This is a genomic window from Caenispirillum bisanense, assembly GCF_039523075.1.
In the GTDB taxonomy this organism is placed as follows: domain Bacteria; phylum Pseudomonadota; class Alphaproteobacteria; order Rhodospirillales; family Rhodospirillaceae; genus Caenispirillum; species Caenispirillum bisanense.
The window spans coordinates 280,898-302,685 of sequence record NZ_BAAAEP010000001.1; the positions used below are offsets into that span (position 1 = coordinate 280,898).

The 21,788-nt window shown below is 69.3% G+C and carries 20 protein-coding genes; 11 read left to right on the forward strand and 9 right to left on the reverse strand.

Going from position 1 to position 21,788, the window contains the following annotated elements:
* The first annotated feature begins 130 nt into the window (after nt 1-130).
* The 4 genes from proS (at nt 131) to chrA (ending at nt 5,118) form a co-directional block, all read left to right on the forward strand.
* The gene (gene proS, locus ABD056_RS01335; protein WP_343863646.1) at nt 131-1,441 is read left to right on the forward strand and encodes a proline--tRNA ligase; all 1,311 of its coding nucleotides are present in this window, start codon (nt 131-133) and stop codon (nt 1,439-1,441) included.
* A gap of 203 nt (nt 1,442-1,644) precedes the next feature.
* Complete coding sequence (locus ABD056_RS01340; protein ID WP_343863648.1) at nt 1,645-2,889, forward strand: lipoprotein-releasing ABC transporter permease subunit; 1,245 nt, start codon at nt 1,645-1,647, stop codon at nt 2,887-2,889.
* Nucleotides 2,882-3,556, forward strand: a complete 675-nt coding sequence (locus tag ABD056_RS01345; RefSeq protein ID WP_343863649.1) for an ABC transporter ATP-binding protein — start codon at nt 2,882-2,884, stop codon at nt 3,554-3,556. Before ABD056_RS01340 ends, ABD056_RS01345 begins: the two co-directional genes overlap by 8 nt.
* A 140-nt stretch (nt 3,557-3,696) precedes the next feature.
* Nucleotides 3,697-5,118 carry a chromate efflux transporter gene (chrA, locus tag ABD056_RS01350; protein WP_343863651.1) on the forward strand — a complete coding sequence of 474 codons (1,422 nt, stop codon included), beginning with the start codon at nt 3,697-3,699 and terminating at the stop codon, nt 5,116-5,118.
* A gap of 6 nt (nt 5,119-5,124) precedes the next feature.
* Here the strand turns inward: chrA and ABD056_RS01355 are convergent, their stop codons facing one another.
* The 3 genes from ABD056_RS01355 to ABD056_RS01365 all read right to left on the reverse strand — a co-directional run bounded on the left by ABD056_RS01355 (nt 5,125) and on the right by ABD056_RS01365 (nt 8,364).
* The gene (locus ABD056_RS01355) at nt 5,125-5,535 is read right to left on the reverse strand and encodes a hypothetical protein (RefSeq protein WP_343863653.1); all 411 of its coding nucleotides are present in this window, start codon (nt 5,533-5,535) and stop codon (nt 5,125-5,127) included.
* Nucleotides 5,536-5,601: 66 nt separating this feature from the next.
* Nucleotides 5,602-7,782: a DNA translocase FtsK gene (locus ABD056_RS01360; RefSeq protein ID WP_343863654.1), complete on the reverse strand. Its 2,181-nt coding sequence runs from the start codon at nt 7,780-7,782 to the stop codon at nt 5,602-5,604.
* 132 nt (nt 7,783-7,914) lie between these two features.
* Nucleotides 7,915-8,364, reverse strand: a complete 450-nt coding sequence (locus ABD056_RS01365; protein WP_343863656.1) for a PAS domain-containing protein — start codon at nt 8,362-8,364, stop codon at nt 7,915-7,917.
* A 182-nt stretch (nt 8,365-8,546) separates the two neighbouring features.
* Between ABD056_RS01365 and ABD056_RS01370 the strand changes: the two genes are divergently transcribed.
* Nucleotides 8,547-8,846, forward strand: a complete 300-nt coding sequence (locus ABD056_RS01370; protein WP_343863658.1) for a flagellar basal body-associated FliL family protein — start codon at nt 8,547-8,549, stop codon at nt 8,844-8,846.
* 99 nt (nt 8,847-8,945) lie between these two features.
* Here the strand turns inward: ABD056_RS01370 and ABD056_RS01375 are convergent, their stop codons facing one another.
* Nucleotides 8,946-9,215, reverse strand: coding sequence for a type II toxin-antitoxin system HicB family antitoxin (locus ABD056_RS01375; protein WP_343863660.1), 270 nt, complete (start codon nt 9,213-9,215; stop codon nt 8,946-8,948).
* Between the two features lie 619 nt (nt 9,216-9,834).
* On the opposite strand from ABD056_RS01375, the gene ectB reads away from it, so the two are divergent.
* The 3 genes from ectB to thpD are packed head-to-tail and all read left to right on the forward strand — an operon-like array spanning nt 9,835 to nt 13,122.
* A complete protein-coding gene (gene ectB, locus ABD056_RS01380) occupies nt 9,835-11,703 on the forward strand; it encodes a diaminobutyrate--2-oxoglutarate transaminase (RefSeq protein WP_343863662.1) in 1,869 nt (622 codons plus the stop codon).
* A 58-nt stretch (nt 11,704-11,761) separates the two neighbouring features.
* Nucleotides 11,762-12,175: an ectoine synthase gene (locus ABD056_RS01385; protein WP_343863664.1), complete on the forward strand. Its 414-nt coding sequence runs from the start codon at nt 11,762-11,764 to the stop codon at nt 12,173-12,175.
* Nucleotides 12,176-12,219: 44 nt separating this feature from the next.
* Nucleotides 12,220-13,122: an ectoine hydroxylase gene (thpD, locus tag ABD056_RS01390; protein ID WP_343863666.1), complete on the forward strand. Its 903-nt coding sequence runs from the start codon at nt 12,220-12,222 to the stop codon at nt 13,120-13,122.
* Between the two features lie 27 nt (nt 13,123-13,149).
* Here the strand turns inward: thpD and ABD056_RS01395 are convergent, their stop codons facing one another.
* From ABD056_RS01395 to ABD056_RS01405, 3 genes are all read right to left on the reverse strand, one after another.
* Nucleotides 13,150-13,338 (reverse strand): hypothetical protein, encoded by a 189-nt coding sequence (locus tag ABD056_RS01395; protein ID WP_343863668.1) that lies wholly within the window; start codon nt 13,336-13,338, stop codon nt 13,150-13,152.
* 71 nt (nt 13,339-13,409) lie between these two features.
* Nucleotides 13,410-14,336: an SAM-dependent methyltransferase gene (locus ABD056_RS01400; RefSeq protein WP_343863670.1), complete on the reverse strand. Its 927-nt coding sequence runs from the start codon at nt 14,334-14,336 to the stop codon at nt 13,410-13,412.
* Nucleotides 14,329-15,498: a JmjC domain-containing protein gene (locus tag ABD056_RS01405; protein ID WP_343863672.1), complete on the reverse strand. Its 1,170-nt coding sequence runs from the start codon at nt 15,496-15,498 to the stop codon at nt 14,329-14,331. The genes ABD056_RS01400 and ABD056_RS01405 overlap by 8 nt, the downstream gene beginning before the upstream one ends.
* Nucleotides 15,499-15,857: 359 nt before the next feature.
* Here ABD056_RS01405 and ABD056_RS01410 point away from each other — a divergent pair, with 359 nt between their 5' ends.
* The 3 genes from ABD056_RS01410 (at nt 15,858) to ABD056_RS01420 (ending at nt 17,295) form a co-directional block, all read left to right on the forward strand.
* Entirely contained in the window at nt 15,858-16,496 is a 639-nt protein-coding gene (locus ABD056_RS01410; RefSeq protein ID WP_343863674.1) for a LysE family translocator, read from the forward strand.
* An 82-nt stretch (nt 16,497-16,578) separates the two neighbouring features.
* Nucleotides 16,579-16,833, forward strand: coding sequence for a hypothetical protein (locus ABD056_RS01415; protein WP_343863676.1), 255 nt, complete (start codon nt 16,579-16,581; stop codon nt 16,831-16,833).
* Nucleotides 16,834-16,941: 108 nt separating this feature from the next.
* The gene (locus ABD056_RS01420; protein ID WP_343863678.1) at nt 16,942-17,295 is read left to right on the forward strand and encodes a Spx/MgsR family RNA polymerase-binding regulatory protein; all 354 of its coding nucleotides are present in this window, start codon (nt 16,942-16,944) and stop codon (nt 17,293-17,295) included.
* Between the two features lie 27 nt (nt 17,296-17,322).
* Here the strand turns inward: ABD056_RS01420 and ABD056_RS01425 are convergent, their stop codons facing one another.
* Both ABD056_RS01425 and pepN read right to left on the reverse strand, forming a co-directional pair.
* Nucleotides 17,323-19,125, reverse strand: coding sequence for an ABC transporter transmembrane domain-containing protein (locus tag ABD056_RS01425; protein ID WP_343863680.1), 1,803 nt, complete (start codon nt 19,123-19,125; stop codon nt 17,323-17,325).
* A 7-nt stretch (nt 19,126-19,132) separates the two neighbouring features.
* The gene (gene pepN / locus ABD056_RS01430; protein WP_343863682.1) at nt 19,133-21,760 is read right to left on the reverse strand and encodes an aminopeptidase N; all 2,628 of its coding nucleotides are present in this window, start codon (nt 21,758-21,760) and stop codon (nt 19,133-19,135) included.
* Nucleotides 21,761-21,788 lie beyond the last annotated feature (28 nt).

The following is a 21,788-nucleotide window of genomic DNA, read 5'->3' on the forward strand; positions in this document are numbered from 1 at the left end:
TTTCGCCCCATTCCGGCGGTCAAGTGAGGTCGCCGCGGCCTGTTGCCCCTGCCCTGGGCGCGCGGTAGAGTGCGGCCAACCTGCGCTGCCGGCTTTTCGGCGGCGTCCACACCGCTAGTTCGAGGATTGCATGCGTCTGTCCCGCTATTTCCTGCCGACGCTCAAGGAAAACCCCTCCGAGGCGCAGATCGTCTCGCACCGCCTGATGCTGCGCGCCGGCCTGGTGCGCCAGCACGCCGCCGGCATCTACAACTGGCTGCCGCTCGGCTACCGGGTGCTGCGCAAGGTGGAGCAGATCGTGCGCGAGGAGCAGGACGCGGCGGGCGCCCAGGAAATCCTCATGCCGACCATCCAGTCGGCCGACCTGTGGCGGGAAAGCGGCCGCTATGACGACTACGGCAAGGAAATGCTGCGCATCGTCGACCGCCACGAGCGCGACATGCTCTACGGCCCGACGCACGAGGAAGTGGTGACCGACATCTTCCGCAACAACGTGCGCAGCTACAAGGATCTGCCGAAGAACCTCTACCAGATCCACTGGAAGTTCCGCGACGAGGTGCGGCCCCGGTTCGGCGTCATGCGCGGCCGTGAATTCATGATGAAGGACAACTATTCCTTCGACCTGACGCAGGAAGACGCCCGCAAGTCCTACAACCGCATGTTCGTCGCCTACTTGCGCACCTTCGCCCGCATGGGCCTGAAGGCCATCCCCATGCAGGCCGACACCGGCCCCATCGGCGGCGACCTCAGCCACGAGTTCATTGTGCTGGCCGAAACCGGGGAGTCGGGCGTCTACGTCGATCGCGCGCTGCTGGAAAAGCCGATCCCCGCCAACGTGGACTATGACGGCGACCTGCAGCCCATCGTCGACGACTGGACCAGCCTGTTCGCCGCCACCGACGAGAAGTACAACCCGGAAACCGACGAGACGCCGGCCGGCGACATCGTCAACGCCCGCGGCATCGAGGTCGGCCACATCTTCTATTTCGGCACCAAGTACTCCCAGCCCATGGGCGCCGTGGTCACCGGCCCGGGCGGCGAGGACGTGGTGGTCCACATGGGCAGCTACGGCATCGGCGTGTCGCGCCTGGTCGGCGCCATCATCGAGGCCAGCCATGACGACGCCGGCATCATCTGGCCGGAGGGCGTGGCGCCGTTCCAGGTCGGCCTCATCAACCTGAAGGCCGGCGACAGCGCCTGCACCGAAACCTGCGACCGCCTCTATGCGGCCCTGAACGCCGCCGGCGTCGAAGTGCTGTACGACGACCGCGACGAACGCGCCGGCGCCAAGTTCGCCGACATGGACCTGATCGGCGTGCCGTGGCAGGTGATCATCGGCCCGAAGGGCGTGGCGGCCGGCATCGCCGAACTGAAGAACCGCAAGACCGGCGAGCGCAGCGAACTCCCGCTCGACGCCGTCGTCGCCCGCTTCGCCGGGTGAGGGTGAGCCGGCACGGGTGAACCACCAAGACACAAAGACACCAAGGCAGCCGTCCCCACGGCTGCCGCCCGGTGCCTCGCTGAAGAAGAGTATTCCCGTTCTTCAAGGTGGCGGCAGCGGAGCACGATCACACAGGCGTCTTGGTGTCTTGGAGTCTTGGTGGTTTTCCTCTCTTCCCCCGCAGCGGCTGGATAAGGACAGGCATGGTGTTTTCCGCCTTTGAACGGATGATGGCGTTTCGCTATCTGCGGGCACGTCGGCGCGAGGGGTTCGTCTCCGTCATTGCCGGCTTCTCGCTGCTGGGGATCGCCCTCGGGGTGGCGACGCTGATCATCGTCATGGCGGTGATGAACGGCTTCCGGCAGGAATTGCTGACCCGCATCCTCGGCCTCAACGGCCATGTCACCGTGTTCTCCAACGGCCCCAACTTCTTCGATTTCGAGACGGTGGCCGGGCAGGTGCGCGGCGTGCCGGGGGTGGTGGCGGTGACGCCGATGATCGAGGGCCAGGTGATGGCCAGCGCCAACAACGTCTCCGGCGGGGCCGTGGTGCGCGGCGCGACGGCGGAGGCGCTGGGCCAGCGCCGCATCATCGCCGACAACATCGTCGAAGGCTCGCTCGCCGACCTGGGCGACGAGAAGATCCTCATCGGCCAGCGCATGGCGGAGAAATACGGCCTGCGCCTGGGCGACAGCCTGTCGCTGATCAGCCCCAAGGGCACCCCCACCGCCTTCGGCACCGTGCCGCGGGTGCGCGCCTACGAAATCGGCGCCATCTTCAGCGTCGGCATGTACGAGTACGACAGTTCCTTCGTGTTCATGCCGCTGGCGGCGGCGCAGGTCTACTTCCAGCAGCCCGATGCGGTGTCGCATCTGGAGGTGGTGCTCGACAACCCCGACCGCACCCGCTCCGCCATGGCGGCCATTGCCGGCCAGCTCGGGCCGGGGTACCGCCTGTTCGACTGGCAGCGCACCAACTCCAGCTTCTTCAATGCGCTGCAGGTGGAGCGGAACGTCATGTTCCTGATCCTGACGCTGATCATCCTGGTGGCGGCCTTCAACATCATCTCCGGCCTGATCATGCTGGTGAAGGACAAGGGCCGCGACATCGCCATCCTGCGCACCATGGGGGCGACGCGCGGATCGGTGATGCGCATCTTCTTCATGGCCGGCGCCTCGGTGGGCGTGGTCGGCACGCTGGCCGGCCTCGGCCTCGGCGTCGCCTTCGCCGCCAACATCGAGGCCATCCGCCAGTTCCTGCAGAGCATCACCGGCACCGAACTGTTCGCGGCGGAGATCTACTTCCTCGCCAACATGCCGGCGGAGATCGACTGGAACGAGGTCACCTCGGTGGTGCTGATGGCGCTCGGCCTGTCGTTCGGCGCCACCATCTACCCCAGCTGGCGGGCCGCCCGCCTCGACCCCGTGGAGGCCCTGCGCTATGAGTGACGCCGCCCTGTCGCTGATCGACGTCCGCCGCCGCTTCAAGCAGGGCGGCGAGACGCTGGAGGTGCTGAAGGGCATCGACCTTACCATCGCCAGCGGCGAGATCGTCGCCCTGGTCGGGCCGTCCGGCTCCGGCAAGTCCACCATGCTGCAGATCTGCGGCCTGCTGGAGAAGCCGACCGCCGGCACCGTCGCCATCGCCGGCACCGAGGCCGGGCGCCTGTCCGACGACAAGCGCACCGCCCTGCGGCGCAGCCACCTGGGCTTCGTCTACCAGTACCACCACCTGCTGCCGGAGTTCTCGGCGCTGGAGAACGTGGTCATCCCGCAGATGATCGCCGGCGTGTCGCGCCGCCAGGCCAAGGACCGTGCCATGGCGCTGCTCGACGGCATGGGCCTTGCCAAGCGGGCGCAGCACCGGCCGGCGGAACTGTCGGGCGGCGAGCAGCAGCGCGTCGCCATCTGCCGGGCGCTCGCCAACCGGCCGCGCCTGCTGCTGGCCGACGAACCCACCGGCAACCTCGACCCCCACACCTCCGACCACGTCTTCGCCGGCTTCCTCCGGCTGGTGCGGGACGAGGGGCTGGCGGCCCTCATCGCCACCCACAACCCCGATCTGGCGGCCCGCATGGATCGCACCGTGCGCCTGAACGAAGGCCGCCTCAGCTGATCTACTAGTAGATGCCGCCGTCGCTGCTGCGTTGACAGGGCGGCGGCGGCATGGTCTCGTCGTGGCATCGGGGCTCGCGGTTGCCCCGTCAGGCGGCATGCCCAAGACCGCGCCACGCCCGCAACGAGGGGAGGCGCAGCATGCCTGAAGCGAAACCCGATCCCCATCCTCGCCCGTCCGACCACCCGCCGCCGCGGCCCCGGCTGCCGACCCTGGCGGAAGCGACCCGCACCTGGGCCCGCGTCGCCGCCCTCAGCTTCGGCGGGCCGGCGGGGCAGATTGCCGTCATGCACCGCATTCTGGTGGAGGAAAAGCGCTGGATCGGCGAGGGCCGGTTCCTGCACGCCCTCAACTACTGCATGTTGCTGCCGGGGCCGGAGGCGCAGCAGCTGGCGGTCTACATCGGCTGGCTGCTGAACCGCACGGCGGGCGGGCTTGTCGCCGGCATCCTGTTCGTGCTGCCGGGGTTCCTGGCCATCCTCGCCCTCAGCCTCATCTATGCCGCCTGGGGCGAGGTGGGGTGGGTCAACGCCCTGTTCTTCGGCCTGAAGGCGGCGGTGCTGGCCATCGTCATCCAGGCCCTGCTGCGGGTCGGCCGCAAGGCGCTGAAGGGGCCGGCCATGGCGGCCATCGCCGCCGCCGCCTTCGTGGCGATCTACGCCTTCAACGTGCCGTTCCCGGTGATCGTGCTGACGGCGGCCGTCCTTGGCTTCCTGGGCGGGCGGCTCGGCCGGCGGGAGTTCGCCGCCGGCGGCGGTCATGGCGGCGGCGGGGCGGCCGGGCCGCCGGACAGCGAGACGGCGCTCGGCGACGGCATCCCCGACCATGCCCGGCGGTCGGTGTCGTGGGCGCTGCGCATTGCCGGCATCTTCCTTACCCTGTGGCTGGTGCCGGTGGCGGTGCTGATCGCCGTCCTCGGCCCCGACGACGTGTTCAGCCGCATCGCCCTGTTCTTCAGCCAGATGGCGGTGGTGACCTTCGGCGGCGCCTATGCGGTGCTGGCCTATGTGGCGCAGCAGGCGGTGGAAACCTACGGCTGGCTGCAGCCCGGCGAGATGCTGGACGGCCTCGGCATGGCCGAGACGACGCCCGGGCCGCTGATCATGGTGGTGCAGTTCGTCGGCTTCCTCGGCGCCTTCCGCGACCCCGGCGGGCTCGACCCCTATGTGGCCGGAACCCTGGCGGCGGTGCTGACCACCTGGGTCACCTTCACGCCGTGCTTCCTGTGGATCTTCCTCGGCGCCCCGTGGGTGGAGGCGCTGCGGGGCAACCGGGCGGTGGCCGGCAGCCTGGCGGCGGTCACGGCGGCGGTGGTGGGGGTGATCCTGAACCTGTTCCTGTGGTTCACCGTCCACACCCTGTTCGCCGAGGTCGACCGCCTCACCCTCGGCCCGCTGACGCTCGACTGGCCGCAGTGGCGGACGGTGGACGTGGCGGCGGCCGCCCTGGCGGCGGGGGCGCTGGTGGCGACCTTCCGCTTCCGCGTCGGCATGATGCCGCTGCTGCTCGGCTGTTCGCTCGCCGGTCTGGCCCTGCATCTGGCGTTCGGGGTGGCCGGCTGAGGCGTGTCAGCGGCGCTTGCTGCGGCCCAGGCGCTTGGCGTTGGCGGTGGTGCGGGTGTGGTAGGGCTTCAGCATGGCGCTGTAGCCGCTGAGGCCGAGGGTGGCGAGGCGGCTCCAGGCGCCGACGTCGGTCCACAGCCGCAGCATCTCCGTCTGCATGGCGATCATGTTGCTGCCGGCGGCGGCGGCGAACTCGCCAGCGGCCGCCATCTTCTCCGTCACCATGCGGGTGTTCTCGCGGTGGTCGTGCGGCCGCCAGCCCTGCCACGCCGCCCCCATGGCGGAGGTGCGCAGGCCGATGGTGACCGCCGCCGCCGTCAGCATCTCCGCCGACTTCACCGCCGCCTGCAGGGCATCGACCCCCAGCGCGGCAGAAGCGGCGGGGGAGGCGCGGCGGGGTGAACGTCGACGGGCCATGGGTACTTCTCCTCCCGGTCAGTGTGCGCTGCAGCAACGCCTGACGCGGGAGGAGGGGTGCCGGCGTCAGTAGTCGTCGTCGCCGCCCGAGGCCGCGCTGCCACCGCCGTAGGTGGCGGCGGAGACCAGGATCTCGCGCTTGCCGACATGGTTGGCGGGGCTGATGACGCCCTCGTTCTCCATGCGCTCCACCAGCCGGGCGGAGCGGTTGTAGCCGATCTGCAGGTGGCGCTGGATGAAGCTGACGGACACCTTCTGCTCCCGCAGCACCAGGGCCAGGGCCTGGTCGTAGAGGTCGTCGCCGGAGGAGGGGATGTTCTCCAGCCCCACGGCACCGCCGCCACCACTACCGCCGCCCTCGTAGCCGAGGCCGTCGCCGTCGAACTCGTCGTCCTCGGTGACCGTGTGCAGGTATTCGGGCTCGCCGCGATCCTTCAGGAAGCGCACCACCTTCTCCACCTCGTGGTCGGCGACGAAGGCGCCGTGGACGCGGGTGATGCGGCCGCCGGCCTGCATGTAGAGCATGTCGCCCTGGCCCAGCAGCTGCTCCGCCCCGGCTTCGCCGAGGATGGTGCGGCTGTCGATCTTGCTCGTCACCATGAAGCTGATGCGGGTGGGGAAGTTGGCCTTGATGGTGCCGGTGATGACGTCCACCGACGGCCGCTGCGTCGCCATGATGAGGTGGATGCCGGCGGCACGGGCCATCTGGGCCAGACGCTGGATGGCGGCCTCGATCTCCTTGCCGGCCACCAGCATGAGGTCGGCCATCTCGTCCACCACCACCACGATGTAGGGCAGGGGGCGCAGGTCCATGGGCTGTTCTTCATAGATCGGCTCGCGGCGGTCGCGGTCGAAGCCGACCTGCACCTGCCGCATGACCCGCTCGCCCTTTTCCACCAGTTCGGTGACGCGGGCGTTGTAGCCCTCGATGTTGCGCACGCCCAGGGTCGCCATGGCCTTGTAGCGGCTTTCCATCTCGCGCACGGCCCATTTCAGCGCCTGCACGGCCTTCTTGGGGTCGGTGACCACCGGGGTCAGCAGGTGCGGGATGCCGTCGTAGACCGACAGTTCCAGCATCTTCGGGTCGACCATGATGAGGCGGCACTTTTCCGGCGGCAGGCGGTAGAGCAGCGACAGGATCATGGCGTTGATGCCCACCGACTTGCCCGAGCCGGTGGTGCCGGCGATGAGCAGGTGCGGCATGCGCGCCAGGTCCACCACCATGGGGTTGCCGCCGATGTCCTTGCCGAGCGCCAGCGGCAGCTTGTGATTGCCCTGGAAGGACTCGCTGTCCATGATCTCGCGCAGCCACACGGTTTCGCGCGTGTCGTTGGGCAGTTCGATGCCGATGACGCTGCGCCCCGGCACCACGGCGATGCGGGCGGTGATGGCCGACATGGACCGCGCGATGTCGTCGGCCAGATTGATGATGGTGGCCGACTTGGTGCCCGGCACCGGCTCCAGCTCGTAGAGCGTGACCACCGGGCCGACCTTGACCTCCATGATCTCGCCGCGGACGCGGAAGTTCTTCAGCACCGTTTCCAGCGAGCGGGCATTGCCGGCCAGCTTGGCTTCGTCCTCGGGCGTGCTGTCGCGGTTGCTGGGCAGCTGCAGCAGGGTGAGGCCGGGGTATTCGTAGCCGTCGGCATCCTCGCCGGTGGCGGCGGCGGGGGGAGGCTCGTCCGCAGGCTCGCCGTCGTCGTCGTCGCTGCTGCTACTCCAGTCCTCCGGCGCCGCCGGGCCGACGCAGCCGAGCGACGGGCGGATGTCGGCACCATCGTCCTCTTCGGCCTCTTCGGCGTCGTCTTCGGCGTCGGCGTCGTCCTCGGCTGCCGCCGTGGCGTCATCGTCGCCGTCCTCGATCTCGTCGGCGTCGGGCTCGTCCTCGGCGTCGGGTTCTTCCGCCGCCCAGGTCTCGAAGCCGTCTTCGTCGTCCTCGTCCTCGCCGGCCAGAACCTCGTCTTCCAGGCGGGCGCGGATGGAGGCTTCGGCCCATTCCACGCCGGCGATGAAGGCGAAGGCAGCGGCGGCGGCGACGCCCTCATCCTCGCGGCCGGTGCCGTAGCACACCATGGCGTCGGGCTTGCCGGGGTTCACCTCCACGTCCCACTCGGCGCGGCCGTCCGGCCACACGTGGCGGGCCAGCCGGTAGGGCTTGCCGTTGAGCGCGCACCAGAGATTGAACTCGTCGGCGGTCATCACCTCGTACTTGTCCGGGGCGGTGACGTCGGAGAGGTCGGCGGTCATGTGGCGGTTCCGGTAGCAGCGACAGACGGGGGCGCGCCCCGGCGCGACCGGCAGGGGCGGAAGGTCCGGCTCAGTTATCTCAGGGGAGGCCGGTCAGGATCAACAGAAACCCGCGCGACTCGGCAAAAACCCTCAGGCGGGAAGGCGGTAGGCGGCAACCAGCAGCTTGACCACGGCGCCGTCGGGATCGAAGAACGGCAGCACCAGCCGTTCCCACGTCTGGCGGCCGTCGGCGAAATCGGCGGTGTAAACGCGGGAGGTGGGAATGCGCTCGCTGCGCACGCGGTCGTATTCCGCCTTGATCAGCGCCCGCTGGTCTTCCGGCAGGTCGTCGATGGTGCGTCCGGCCTTGTCGCCGAAGGCGCTGGCGAAGCCGCTGGAGTAGTAGGCATAGGCATAGCCGCCGCCCTGCTCGGCCCGCTGCACGTCCATCACCACCAGGTTGCCGATCCACGGCCGCAGGTCGGCGGGCTCGATGTCCTCGGCCATGGGCAGGGCGTCCTCGTCGCAGCGGGAGACCCAGAAGGCATACAGGGACTTGAGCTGAGGATGGCGCAGAACGAGCGACAGGCGGGTGGTCATGGCGACACTTCTGGCAGGGGTTGCCGGGATGGGCGTTCAAGGGTTACCGGGCGCGGCGGTGCCGTGCAAGGAGTTTCGCGCCCACCGCGCCGAACCGCCCGCCGACACACCCCGTTACCCTTGCAGGGCGTCCGCCAAGCCCGGCGGCCGTGCTCGCGCTCAACTTCAAGGGAGGACCGCACGTGGCTGACAGGCAAGACAATTCGCGCCGCACCATCATGATCGTCATCATCGTGCTGGCGGTGGTGGCGCTCGGCTGGTGGATGTTCGGACAGAGCACTCAGCCGCCGGCCACCATGCCGGCCACCGAGGCGCCGCCGGCCCAGACGCCGACCCCCGGCGCCCCCGCCATGCCGGGCGACAGCCCGCAGACCGGTCCGTCGCCCACCACCAATCCGCAGCCGCACCCGGAGGGCGCCCCCACCACGCCGCCGGACGGTGGCACCGGTACCGGCACGGGCACCGCGCCGACCCAGCAGTAACGACCCGCGGCAGACCCGCGAAAAGGCCGGGAGACGGCGTCCCCCGGCCTTTTCGTATGCCCGCTCCCGGCCGGGTGCCGGGCGCCGGTCATCCTGCCGTCAGGCGCTCAGCTTCGGCTCGCGCAGGCAGGCGCCGGCCACTGCCGAGCGGCGGGCGACCTCGGAAATCATGTCATGCGACGGGCGCGGCGCCGGCAGGTCGGCGCCCTCCTCCTGCAGCTCCTCGGCGCGGCGGCGCAGGGTCTGGTTGGCGGCGTGCAGGGCTTCGTCCACCGTCGGGGCCGAGCACTTGCATCCCGGCACGCCCAGCACCTCGGCCTGATAGCCGTCGTCGCGGTCGCGGCGGACGATGGTGATGTAGCCTTTCATGGCGGAATTGACCTCCTGTGTCGTGATTGGTTCCGGCGACAGTAGCGCTGATCCTGGTGACAAGGATCGTCACGGTGCCTGCCAAACGCCTGACGGCGCCGATGGATGGCAACGGAGTAGAGCCCCAGTATCGTCAGGAAGGGGTGGCAGGGCCGGCGCGATGTCGTCAGGATAGGTCCATCGGCGGAGGAATCAACGGAAAAATCAGTAAAAATGTAAATGCAAATAGTCAGGCGACGTAAAAACTTCGGGGAAAGCCAGTGGAAATTTGTGGATCAAGAAGTCCAACTTGGCCTGTCTGTAGAGTAACCGTAGAGGCGTAGAAAAGGGTATGGGTTGACATATCTGACAGCATGCGTATTTTATTCATCACACCGCACGTCGCCGTTCATGGCATTCACGCCAAGGCACGATGCGTCTGTCGCGGAGTCGGCGGGCGTCGGATCTGCCGCAACCGAAACGTCGGGAGGGCGTTGAAGGCCGCGAACGGATGGATCGAGGGGCCGGGGAAGTTTTATTCACCGGTCCGAGCTGAAGATTATGTGACGAGGTGATGACGATTTCCCCAACTCCCCGCCGTGCCTGTGCCGCACCGGAGGGTCATGGCGCTGGTGCCGCGTTGCCGCGACCCGTCGCCGCCGATGCCGACGAGCCTGCCACGCGCCCGACGGCGCCGCTCATCCGCCCGGCCCGGGCCGCCGACGGTGCCGCCATGGTCGCCCTGGTAGACGCCACCGGCGCGCTCGACCGCAACTCCCCTTACGCCTACCTGATGATGGGGCAGTGGTTCTCCGACACCAGCCTGGTGGCGGAGCGCGACGGCCGCCTGGTCGGCTTCGTGATCGGCTTCGTGCCGCCGCGCCAGCCGGACACGGTGTTCGTGTGGCAGGTGGGCGTGGCGCCGAGCGAGAAGGGACGCGGCCTCGGTTCGCAGCTGCTGGATGCGCTGCTGCGCCGGCCCGGCCCGCAGGGCAGCCCGCCGCGCTTCCTGGAAGCGACGGTCACGCCCTCCAACGCCGCCTCCGAAGCCCTGTTCCGCGGCGCCGCCCGGCGCCATCACGCCGCCGTCGCGGTGTCCGAGATTTTCCCCGGGGACTGGTTCCCCGCCACCGGCGCGGCCCACGAGCCAGAGCGCCTGTTCCGCATCGGCCCGCTCGCCGTCGGCAACAAGACCACCGGGAGGAAGACCCCCATGGATATTTTCGCCACCTACGAATCCAACGTCCGCTCCTACGTCCGCGACTTTCCCGCCGTGTTCGTCAAGGCCAAGGGCCACACCCTGATCGACGACAAGGGCCGCGAATACATCGACTTCTTCGCCGGCGCCGGCGCGCTCAACTACGGCCACAACGACGACGCCATGAAGCAGGCGGTCATCGACTACCTGCAGGACGACGGCGTGCTGCACAGCCTGGACATGGCCACCGCCGCCAAGGGCCGCTTCATCGAGCGCTTCCAGGATGTCATCCTGAAGCCGCGCGGCCTGTCGTACCGCATGATGTTCCCGGGGCCGACCGGCACCAACACGGTGGAAAGCGCCCTCAAGCTCGCCCGCAAGGTCAAGGGGCGGGAGAAGATCGTCAGCTTCACCAACGCCTTCCACGGCATGACGCTGGGTTCGCTGGCGGTCACCGGCAACCAGTTCAAGCGCGGCGGTGCCGGCCTGCCGCTCAACAACACCGTGTTCATGCCGTTCGAGGGCTATCTCGGCAAGGGCGTCGACACCCTCGGCTACTTCGAGAAACTGGTGCTGGACGCCGGCTCCGGCGTCGACCTGCCGGCGGCGGTGATCCTGGAGACGGTGCAGGGCGAGGGCGGCATCAACGCCGCCTCCATGGAGTGGCTGAAGCGCCTGCGCGAGTTGTGCACCCGCCACGACATGCTGATGATCGTCGACGACGTGCAGGCCGGCTGCGGCCGCACCGGCACCTTCTTCAGCTTCGAGCCGGCGGGCATCGAGCCCGACATCATCTGCCTGTCCAAGTCCATTGGCGGCCTCGGCCTGCCGCTGGCGGTGACGCTCATCAAGCCCGAGTACGACGTGTTCGGCCCCGGCGAGCACAACGGCACCTTCCGCGGCAACAACCTGGCCTTCATCGCCGCCACGGAAGCCCTGCGCCACTGGGAAACCGACGCCCTGGCCGACAGCGTGCGGGAGAAGGCGGCGATCATCCGCGAACGCTTCCTGCGCCTGCGCGACCGCTTCCCGCAGTTCAAGGGCGAGGTGCGCGGCCGCGGCTTCATGCAGGGTATCGCCCTGGGCGCCGAGGGCGCGGCCAAGGAGATCTGCGCCGAGGCCTTCAAGCGCGGCCTGATCATCGAAACCTCCGGCCCCGACGGCGAGGTGGTGAAGATCCTGGCGCCGCTGACCATCACCGGCGAGGGGCTGGCCGAGGGCCTCGACATCCTGGAACAGGCCTTCGCCGCCGTGGCGGACAAGCGTGGCGGCTCCGACACCCAGGACAACCACAGCCGCAGCGCCGCCTGAGGGCGGCGCCACGCCGCCACCGGAACCCGGACGAAGACAGGAAGAAGGACCAGACGCAATGATCGTTCGCAAGCTCGAAGACCTGGTGGGCACCGAGGCCGAAGTGAAGGCCGACAAGGGCACCTGGACCAGCCGCCGCATGCTGCTGCGCAAGGACGGCATGGGCTTCTCGTTCCATGACACGCTCATCCACGGCGGCACGGAAACCTACATCCACTACGCCAACCACCTGGAAGCGGTGTACTGCGTCGGCGGCAAGGGCGAGATCGAGGTCATCGACACCGGCGAGACGTTCGCGCTGCACGACGGCGTCATGTACGCCCTGAACGGGCACGAGCGCCACTGGCTGCGGGCCACCGAGACCATGCGCATGATCTGCGTCTTCAACCCGCCGCTGACCGGCAAGGAAGACCACGACGAGAACGGCGTCTATCCGCTCATCACCGACGAGGAGGACGAGGCGGCGGCCTGACCGCCCCCGCCGCACCCATCAGGACCGACACAGGAGACATCACCATGAATGCGATCCAGGAGCAGGACCTCTATCCGTCGCGCAGGGGAACGGAAGACGTCATCACCGAGCGGAAAGACCCGGTGGTGTACGGCGCGGCGGCGGATGGCCCGCTCGGCCAGGACGAACTGGAGGCCTACGACCGCAACGGCTTCCTGTTCTATCCGGCGTTCTTCGGCCCTGACGACCTGGCATCGTTCTCGGCCGAGCTGGACCGCCTGTGGGCCACGGCCGGCGCCGCCCGCGACAGCGACGAGGTGATCCGCGAGCCGGACAGCGACATCGTGCGCTCCATCTTCCGGGTGCACGAGACCAGCGACGTCTATCGCCGCCTGGCGGCCGACCCGCGCATCGCCGACCGCGCCCGCCAGCTGCTCGGCAGCGACGTCTACGTCCACCAGAGCCGCATCAACTACAAGCCCGGCTTCAAGGGGAAGGAGTTCTACTGGCACTCCGACTTCGAGACCTGGCATGTGGAGGACGGCGTGCCGCGCATGCGCATGGTGTCCTGCGCCATCTGGCTGACGGAGAACACCCCCGTCAACGGCCCGGTGATGGTGATGCCGGGGTCGCACAAGTGGTTCGTCGCCTGCTCCGGCGGCACCCCGGACGACCACTTCAAGGCCTCGCTGCGCCGCCAGGAATTCGGCGTGCCGTCCGATACCAGCATGGAGTGGCTGGAAAAGCGTTGCGGCATCGAACAGCCGGTTGGCCCGGCGGGATCGGTGCTGTTCTTCGAATGCAACGTCGTTCACGGGTCCAACGGCAACATCACGCCGTACCCACGGTCGAACGTGTTCATCGTCTACAACAGCGTGGAAAACACGCCGAAGCAGGCCTTCGGGCCCGCCCGGCGCCGGCCGCACTTCCTCGGCAGCGACGACTTCACGCCCCTGCCGCGCGGATGAGGCCCGGCCCGCCGCCGGTTGCGACGGTCAGCGGGCGGCGGCGGAGTCAAGGGCGGTGACGGCGGTTTCCAGCGCCGTCACCACCGTCGGCAGCTCCAGGGCCTCGGCGTCGCGGATGAGGTGGCGCAGGCACAGCTTCAGCGCCCGCACCTCGTCCGCCCGCGACGGCGCGCGGGTCTCCATGGCGACGATGGCGCGCAGGTCTTCCGACGTCATGTTCTTCCCCCCAGCGATTTCCCGCTGTCATCATACAATTGCCGGGTGGAAGTTCAACTGTTGCGTGGTATCTATTGCCTGTCCGCGAGGCGAATCCACGTCAGTTCGTGCTTGTTGACCGACAGGTGCAGGACGCGGCTGCCAGGAATGGCTGCAAAGGCGCGCGCAGTCTCGTGATCCGTCGCCCCCTGAAACTTGATGGTGCAGAGGAAATTGCGGGCGAGGCCGCTGTCGATCCATTCGGTCACCAGCCGCAGCAGGCGCTCGGGGTAGCAGATGACGTCGGACAGCAGCCAGTCCACCGGCCCGACATCGGCGGGCTTGAGGCCGAAGGCGCTTTCCAGCCGCACCTCCACCCCCGGCAGGGCGGCGACGCGCGGGTCGAGCGGCGCCTTGTCCACCGCCACCACCTGCGCCCCCAGGCGCTGCAGCACCCAGGTCCAGCCACCGGGGCAGGCGCCCAGGTCGATCACCCGATCGCCCGGTCCCGGCATGCGGCCGAGCAGGGTGAAGGCTTCCCACAGTTTCAGATAGGCGCGGCTCGGCGGGCCGTCGCGGTCCTCGACGAAGGCGACCTCGCCGTTGGCGAAGGGGCTGGAACACTGCGCCGCCGCCACCAGGGTGGTGCGGTCGAGCAGCGTCCACGAGCCGAGCGGCGCCGTCGGGGCCGGCTGCGGAAACACCAGCGGCTTGGCCGAAACGTGCGGCAGCTTCTCCTGGATCAGGGCGGCGCGGCGGTGATGTTCGACGCCGTAGAAGGCCCAGTTGCGCTGGATGTCGCGCAGGGCGCGGGCGGCGTCGCCGTTGCTCTCGAAGCGGATCAGCCGCGGCGCCGTCCAGGTGTTCTGCGACCACGCCGCCGGCCGCGGCGGACCGGGGCAGAACACCAGCCGGCCGTGGACGTGGGAGGCGGCCTCGCCCAGTTCCTCCAGCAGAGGGTCCAGGAAGCCGTCGGCGGCGAGGTAGCCGGTGAAGGGATAGTCCTCGACCTCAATCAAGGTGCAGCGACCCGCGATCATGGAGTTGCGCCAGCAGGCCGAGGGCGGCGCCATCACGCACCGTCTCCCGCAGGCGGTCGGCCTCGATGAAGGTCTCGGCGCACAGCAGGCGGCCGAGGTCGGCGGCGGCGCCGGCGCACAGGAAGCCCTCGCCGTCGACGAACAGACGGATGCCGCCGCCCGTCCGTTCCTGATAGGCGAAGCGGCTGCCTTCGTTGCGGCGCAGATCGGCGCCGTCGGCCAGCGCCCGCCGCACGCCATCCGGCCCCAGCGGCGCGTCCGCCGGGCTGGGGAAATAATCGTACTTCGGCTCGGTCACATGCTTGCCGAACCACGCCGCCAGGCTGTCGGGGTCGTCCAGGCGCTGCATCACCAGGGTGCGGATGCGCTCCACCGCAGCCGGAGTGATCTCGCCGGGGTTGGCCTGCACGGCGAGGTCGGGGTCTTCGTAGCGCACTTCCTCCGGCACCCGCTCGGCGATGCTCTCGGCGAACTCGCGGATCATGCTGCCGACGCCCGGCGCCCGGAAGCCGACCGAGATGGTCATGCAGTCATTGCCCTGGGCGACGCCGAAGTGGGCGAGGCGCGGCGGCAGGTAGAGCAGATCGCCCGGCTCGCAGTCCCAGCCGTCGGTGGCGTCGAACTCGGTCAGGATGCGGAGGGCGGGGTGGTCAAGGATGGGCGTGGCCGCCTCGCACAGCTGGCCGATGTCCCACCGGCGGCGGCCATGGGCCTGCAGCAGGAAGACGTCGTAGGTGTCGTAATGCGGGCCGACGCCGCCGCCGTCGGCGGCGTAGGAGATCATGATGTCGTCGATGCGCCAGTTGGGGATGAAGCGGAAGTCATCCACCAGCGCCGCCACCTCCGGCACCCACAGGTCGACGCCCTGCACCAGCAACGTCCACTTGTCCTTGGGCAGGCCCTTGAAGGTCTTTTCGCTGAAGGGGCCGTGGCGCAGTTCCCACGGGGTCTTGCCGTTCTCGATGACGATGCGGCTTTCGACGTCGTCCTCCAGGGCGAGGCCGGCCAACTCGTCGGGCTCGATGGGGCTGACGAAATCCTTGAAGGCGCCCTTGATGAACAGCGGCTTCTTCTGCCAGTACTCGGCAAGGAAGCGCTCCACGGGCATCACGCCGAAGAAGGACGCATCGGCCGTCGTCATCGCGGCGATCTCCACACTGGGTCGGAACGGGGCGGCACCTTGCCACCGGCGGGTCGCGCTGTCGAGGGGGTAGGGGCGCGGGGGCGACGGTGCAGGAGAGGGGAATACCACCAAGGCACCAAGACACCAAGGCGGCGGAGCCTGTCGGGGTGTTGCCTCCCTGCGTTTGCGCATCGCCAGGTCTTTGCCGAAGGCATATTAAGTCTGCTGCGCAGGGCGGGGGGATCGCCGCCTGCCGTCGAACACCGCCCTCCTTGGTGTCTTTGTGTCTTGGTGGTTCACAACCCCCCGGCAATGGCTCTTCCTCAGCATCGGAAGTGGGTCTAAAGTGCGATCCTTGCTGCATCGGAGGCGATCCCATGACGTGGCAGACGTGGCTTCTGTTCGTCACCACCGTGTTCTTCCTGTCCGGCACGCCGGGGCCGAACATGCTGCTGGCGCTCAGCCACGGCATCCGTTACGGCGCGCGCAAGGCGGTGGCCACCGGGATCGGCGCGGTGCTGGCGCTGACGCTGCTGCAGATCATTTCCGTCACCGGCCTCGGCGCCCTGCTGGCTGCGTCGGAAACGGCGTTCCAGGTGGTGAAGTGGTGCGGCGTCGCCTACCTGTTCTACATCGGCGTGAAGACGTGGCGGTCGGACCCGCATGTGGATGTCTCCCAGGCCGAGGGGCCGGGGATCGACGGCCGCCCGACGTCGGCGTGGAAGCTCGGCACCCAGGCGTTCCTGGTGTGCTTCTCCAACCCCAAGGCCATCGTCTTTCTGGTCGCCCTGTTCCCGCAGTTCATCGACACCGCCCAGCCGCTGGTGCCGCAGGTGACCATCCTGGCCGTCACCTTCGGCATCTGCGAGTTCCTGTGGATCATGGCCTATGCCACCGGCGGCGGCCGGCTGGTGCCGGTGCTGAAGCGGGCCGGCTTCGGGCGGCTGGTCAACCGGCTGTCGGGCGGCATGCTGATCGGCGCCGGTGCCCTGCTGGCGGCGGTGCGGCGGCTGTGACTCGCGGGGGTTGATGTCCGGCTGGTCGGCGCCGATCTTCAGTGGTAGAGTGTGAAGGCACCGAGTCCCGCAGGAGGGCATCATGTACGTCGCGCCCAATCCCTATCCCAGCCAGGATGCCGTCGCCGGCGCCGCTGCGGCTGCCGCCGCCGCGTCCATGACCGCCACGGTGCAGAACCAGCAGCCGTTGTCGCCGCAGGAAGCGCAGCAGGAACAGACCCTCGTTCCGGCCGCCGAAGCCGCCCGCCAGGCGGCGGAAGAGGCCGAGCGCAACCGCCGCATGGTGCCGGTGGTGCAGGATCCCGACCGCGGCCTCAAGGTTGACACCGTCGGCTGAGGCCGCCCACAGTCCTCCTTCTCTGACCCCGATCCCTGGGGCCGGGTCTGCCGGAAGACGGCGGGCCCGGCTTTCGTGCGTTTCCCCCTGCCCGGAAAGGACCTGCCCGTGATCGTCGTCCACGGCCTTAAAACCTGCGACACCTGCCGCAAGGCGCTGAAGTGGCTGACGGAAGAAGGCCTCGCCCACCGTTTCCACGACCTGCGCGCCGAGGGGCTGGCGGAGGCCGACCTGCGCCGCTGGATCGCCGCCGTGGGGCTGGAGACGCTGCTCAACCGCCGCGGCACCACCTGGCGCGGCCTGCCGCCGGACCAGACGGCAGCGGCGGAGAGCGTCGACGGCGCCGTGGCGCTGGCGCTCGCGCATCCGGCGATCCTCAAGCGACCGATCTTCGACCGCGGCGACGCCGGCGTCATCGTCGGCTTCAAGGCCGAGCAGCAGGCGGCCCTGAAAGCGGGCTGAGGCGGCGGTGGACGGTAGGCGGCGGCGCTATTCCGCCGCCGCTTCCGCTTCCTGGTGCCCGAACTGCAGTTCGGCAAGGCGGGTGTAGAGCGGGCTGGTCCGCAACAGCTCTGCATGGGGGCCGGTGGCGACCAGCCGGCCGTCGTCGATGACGGCGATGCGGTCGGCCGACACCACCGTCGCCAGCCGATGGGCGATCACCAGCGACGTGCGCCCGGCCATCAGCCGCTCCAGCGCCTGCTGCACCAGCCGCTCGCTTTCGGCGTCCAGCGCGCTGGTGGCTTCGTCCAGCAGCAGGATGCTGGGGTCGCGCAGCAGGGCGCGCGCGATGGCGATGCGCTGGCGCTGGCCGCCCGACAGGCGCACGCCCTTCTCGCCCAGGAAGGTGTGGAAGCCGTCCGGCAGCCGCTCGATGAACTCCAGCGCCTGGGCCGCTTCGGCGGCGGCGCGGACCTCGGCGTCGGTGGCCTCGGGGCGGCCGTAGCGGATGTTCTCCAGGGCATCGGCGGAGAAGATGATCGGCTCCTGCGGCACCAGGCCGAGGCGGCCGCGCAGGTCGGCGGGTGCGGCCTCGCGCACGTCCACCCCGTCCACCAGCACCTGCCCGGCATGGGGGGCGTAGAAGCGCAGGATCAGCTGCATGACGGTGGACTTGCCGGCCCCCGACGGACCCACCAGCGCCACCCGCTCGCCCGGCTCGACGGTGAGGGAGAAGCCTTGCAGGGCGGCGCGGTCGGGGCGCGACGGGTAGTGGAAGGCGACATCGCGCAGCTCCACCCGGCCCTGCGGCGGCAGCGGCAGGGGGCGCGGCGACGCCGGTACCGGCACCTGCGGCACCGTCTCCAGCAGTTCCACCAGCCGCTCGGTGGCGCCGGCGGCCCGTTGCAGGTCGCCCATTACCTCCGACACCGCCCCGGTGGCGCTGGCGACGATGACGGCATAGAACACGAAGGCGGTGAGTTCGCCGGCGGTGATGGCACCGTTCAGCACGTCGTGGCCGCCCGCCCACAGCACCACGCCGATGGCCCCGAACACCAGCATGATCACCACCGCCGTCAGCACCGCGCGGGCGCGGGTGCGGCGGATGGCGGTGTCGAAGGCGGCTTCGGTGGCGGTGCCGAACAGGCGGCGGTCCACCGGCTCGTGGGTGAAGGCCTGCACGGTGCGGATGCCGTAGAGCACTTCCTCGGCATAGGCGGAGACGTCGGAGATGCGGTCCTGGCTGGCCCGCGACAGGCGCCGCACCTTGCGCCCGAACACCACGATGGGCACCACCACCAGCGGCACCACCAGCACCACCAGCCCGGCCAGCTTGGCATTGGTGACGAACAGCATCACCAGGCCGCCGCTCAGGGTCAGCACGTTGCGCAGGGCGACCGAGGCGGACGAGCCGATGACGGTCTGGATCAGGGTGGTGTCGGTGGTCAGCCGCGACAGGATCTCGCCGGTCTTGGTGACCTCGAAGAAGCCGGGATTGAGGGTCAGCACGCGGTCGAACACGGCGGTGCGGATGTCGGCCACCACCCGCTCCCCCAGCCAGGTGACCAGGTAATAGCGCAGGAAGGTGCCGAAGGCGATCACCGCCACCACCCCCAGCAGCACCACCAGCGCCTGGTCGAGCAAGGCCGGGTCGCCGGCGCTCAGGCCGCGGTCGATGAGCAGCCGCAGGCCGACGCCGATGGAGAGGGTGGCGGCGGCCGTCAGCATCAGCGCCACCACGGCGCCGAGGATGTGCCAGCGGTAGGGCAGGGCGAAGGCCGCCGTGCGACGCAGGACCTTCAGGTCGCGCGTCGTCGGGCGGTCGGGCAGGGCAGGGCCGGGAGGCGGCACGGTGGCGTTACTCCGCCCGCGCCTTGGAGGCGATTTCGTAGATGTCGCGGGCAAGGTCCGGGGCGGCCAGCACGCGGTCCAGTTCCTGCTTCATCAGCGCCTTGCGGGTGTCGTCCATGCGCCGCCAGCGGCCCATGGGCTGCAGCAGGCGGGCGCCGATGAGCGGGTTAAGGGTGTTCAGCTCCAGCACCCGGTCGACCAGGAAGGCATAGCCGCGGCCGTCGGCGGCGTGGAAGCCGATGGGGTTGGAATTGGCGAAGGCACCGATCAGCGCCCGCACCCGGTTGGGGTTGCGCATGGAGAAGGCGGGATGGGCCAGCAGCTCGCGCAGGCGGTCGAGCACGTCCGGGCGCTGCGACAGGGCCTGAAGGGAGAACCACTTGTCCAGCACCAGCGGATCGTCCTTGAAGCGGTCGTGGAAGTGCTCCAGCGTCGCCACCCGCTGCGGCACCTCCAGGTCGTTGAGCACCCGCAGGGCGGCCATGGCGTCGGTCATGTTGTCGGCGGTGCGATACTGCTCCGCCGCCAGGTCGGCATTGGCCGGATCGAGGCCGAGGTAGGCCAGGGCCGCGTTGGCAAGCGCCCGGTGGCCGGCGCCCTCGGCGGTGGGGGCGAAGGGGCCGGCGGCGGCGCGGTGGGTGTCGCGCAAGGAGCGGAACAGGTCGCCATGGGCGGCGGCGATGTCGCGGCGCAGGGCCTCGCGGGCGGCGTGGATGCCCTCGACATCGATCACCGCCATCTGCTCGGCCAGATAGTCCTCGCTCGGCAGGGCCAGCACCTGGGCGCGGAAGGCCGGGTCGAGGCTGTCGTCGGCGGCGCACTGGCCGAGGGCGGCGACGAATTCCGCCGTGTCGGGGGCGCTGTTGCTACCGTCGGCGCGGGCCGCCACGGCGGCCAGCAGCAGGTCGGTGGCATACTGCTGGCCGGCTTCCCAGCGGGCGAAGGTGTCGGGGTCGTGGGCCATCAGCAGCGCCCGGTCGGCGGCGCTGTGGGCGGTCTTCAGGCGGATGGGGGCGGTGAAGCCGCGGTTGAGCGACGGCACCGGCTTCTCCGGCAGGCCGACAAAGCGGAAGGTATGCTCCGCCTCGCGCAGCTCCAGCACCCGGCTGTCGGTATAGGCGACCTCGCCCTCCAGGCGCACCGGCAGGCTGGCGCCGTCGCGGCCGAGCAGCCCGATCTCGAAGGGCATGTGCAGCGGCTGCTTGTCCGGCTGGCCGGGGGTGGGGTCGGTGTGCTGGCGGATGGTCAGGCTGTAGACGCCGTCGGCAAAGTGGTCGCTGACCTCCACCTGCGGCGTGCCGGCCTGGGAGTACCAGCGCTTGAACTGCAGCAGGTCGCGGCGGTTGGCATCCTGCATGGCGGCGACGAAATCGTCACAGGTGGCGGCGGTGCCGTCGTGGCGGGCGACGTAGAGGTCGATGCCCTTGCGGTAGCCGTCCGCCCCCAGCAGCCGGTGCATCATGCGGATGACCTCGGCGCCCTTGTCGTAGACGGTGGCGGTGTAGAAGTTGTTGATCTCGATGTAGCTGTCCGGCCGCACCGGATGGGCGAGCGGTCCGCCGTCCTCGGGGAACTGGCGGGCCCGCAGGGTGCGCACCTGGTTGATGCGCTCCACCGGCGCCGAGCGCATGTCGGCCGAGAACTGCTGGTCGCGGAAGACGGTCAGGCCCTCCTTCAGCGACAGCTGGAACCAGTCGCGGCAGGTGATGCGGTTGCCGGTCCAGTTGTGGAAGTATTCGTGGGCGACCACGGCCTCGATGTACTCGTATTCCGCATCGGTGGCGGTGTCGGGGTCGGCGAGGATGGCCTTGGCGTTGAAGATGTTGAGGCTCTTGTTCTCCATGGCGCCCATGTTGAAGGCCGACACGGCCACCACGTTGAACAGGTCGAGGTCGTATTCCAGGCCGTAGACCTCTTCGTCCCAGGTCATGGCCTTCTTCAGGCTCTGCATGGCGAAGGCGCAGCGCGGGCCGTTGCCGTGCTCCACCCAGATGTTCAGCTCGATGTCGCGGCCGGATCGGGTGCGGAAGGTGTCGTGCACCCGCTCCAGGTCGCCGGCGACCAGGGCGAACAGGTAGGACGGCTTGTTGAACGGATCTTCCCACACGGCGTAATGGCGGCCGTCCTTCAGCTTGCCCTGGTCGACGCGGTTGCCGTTGGACAGCAGCACCGGATAAGCCGCCTTGTCGGCCCGCAGGGTGACCTTGTAGCGGGTCATGACGTCCGGCCGGTCGGGGAAGTAGGTGATGCGGCGGAAGCCCTCCGCCTCGCACTGGGTGCAGAACATGCCGTCGGAGACGTAGAGACCCTCAAGCTTGGTGTTGTCCGCCGGAGCGATTTCCGTCACCACCTCCAGGGTTAAGCGGTCGGGCACGTCGCGCACGGTCAGGCTGCCGCCGTCGGTGCTGTAGCGGTCGGCCGGCAGCTCCTTGCCGTCCAGGCTGACGGAAACCAGCGTCAGGTCGTCGCCGTCCAGCACCAGGTCGTCGGCATGGCCGCTGCGGGTCAGGGCCAGGGTGCTGTGGACACGGGTCTTCGCGGGATCGAGGTCGAAGACGAGGTCGAGCGAGTCGACGCGGAAGGGATAGGGCGCATACTCGCTGAGGCGGATGACGCGGCGCTCGTCTGTCTTCACGAAGATTCTCCGGGACTGCTTGCGTGTC